Annotated in this window: 1 tRNA gene and 2 rRNA genes; all 3 read left to right on the forward strand. The window is 51.6% G+C overall.

The annotated features are described in order from the left end of the window. A 23S ribosomal RNA gene (locus GXK57_RS26165) occupies window positions 1-993 on the forward strand; the annotation flags it as partial. A gap of 82 nt (window positions 994-1,075) precedes the next feature. Then, a 5S ribosomal RNA gene (gene rrf, locus GXK57_RS26170) occupies window positions 1,076-1,191 on the forward strand. A gap of 4 nt (window positions 1,192-1,195) precedes the next feature. Continuing rightward, window positions 1,196-1,268, forward strand: a tRNA-Val gene (locus tag GXK57_RS26175). Window positions 1,269-1,332 lie beyond the last annotated feature (64 nt).

The raw sequence follows: 1,332 nt of genomic DNA on the forward strand, positions 1-1,332 counted from the left end.
CCGTAACTATAACGGTCCTAAGGTAGCGAAATTCCTTGTCGGGTAAGTTCCGACCCGCACGAAAGGCGTAATGATCTGGGCACTGTCTCAACGAGAGACTCGGTGAAATTATAGTACCTGTGAAGATGCAGGTTACCCGCGACAGGACGGAAAGACCCCGTGGAGCTTTACTGTAGCCTGATATTGAATTTTTGTACAACTTGTACAGGATAGGTAGGAGCCTTAGAAACCGGAGCGCCAGCTTCGGTGGAGGCGTTGGTGGGATACTACCCCTGCGTTATGGCCACTCTAACCCGCACCACTGATCGTGGTGGGAGACAGTGTCTGGCGGGCAGTTTGACTGGGGCGGTCGCCTCCTAAAGAGTAACGGAGGCGCCCAAAGGTTCCCTCAGAATGGTTGGAAATCATTCGCAGAGTGTAAAGGCATAAGGGAGCTTGACTGCGAGAGCTACAACTCGAGCAGGGACGAAAGTCGGGCTTAGTGATCCGGTGGTTCCGCATGGGAGGGCCATCGCTCAACGGATAAAAGCTACCTCGGGGATAACAGGCTGATCTCCCCCAAGAGTCCACATCGACGGGGAGGTTTGGCACCTCGATGTCGGCTCGTCGCATCCTGGGGCTGAAGTAGGTCCCAAGGGTTGGGCTGTTCGCCCATTAAAGCGGCACGCGAGCTGGGTTCAGAACGTCGTGAGACAGTTCGGTCCCTATCCGTCGCGGGCGTAGGAAATTTGAGAGGAGCTGTCCTTAGTACGAGAGGACCGGGATGGACTTACCGCTGGTGTACCAGTTGTTCTGCCAAGGGCATTGCTGGGTAGCTATGTAGGGAAGGGATAAACGCTGAAAGCATCTAAGTGTGAAGCCCACCTCAAGATGAGATTTCCCATTTCTTTAAGAAAGTAAGATCCCTGAGAGATGATCAGGTAGATAGGTCAGGAGTGGAAGTGTGGTGACACATGTAGCGGACTAATACTAATAGCTCGAGGACTTATCCAAAGTAACTGAGAGATATTGACAGCGAGTCGGAAACTTGTTACAATGAATAGGTATTCAATTTTGATTGGATAATCAATCAGAGTTAAGTGATGATAGCCTAGGAGATACACCTGTTCCCATGCCGAACACAGAAGTTAAGCCCTAGTACGCCTGATGTAGTTGGGGGTTGCCCCCTGTTAGATATGGTAGTCGCTTAGCGAAAGGGAGTTTAGCTCAGCTGGGAGAGCATCTGCCTTACAAGCAGAGGGTCAGCGGTTCGATCCCGTTAACCTCCATATGAGCCGTTAGCTCAGTTGGTAGAGCATCTGACTTTTAATCAGAGGGTCGCAGGTTCGAGCC

Origin of the sequence: Clostridium sp. C8-1-8, assembly GCF_009928445.1 — a bacterium.
Lineage (GTDB): Bacteria > Bacillota > Clostridia > Clostridiales > Clostridiaceae > Clostridium_AR.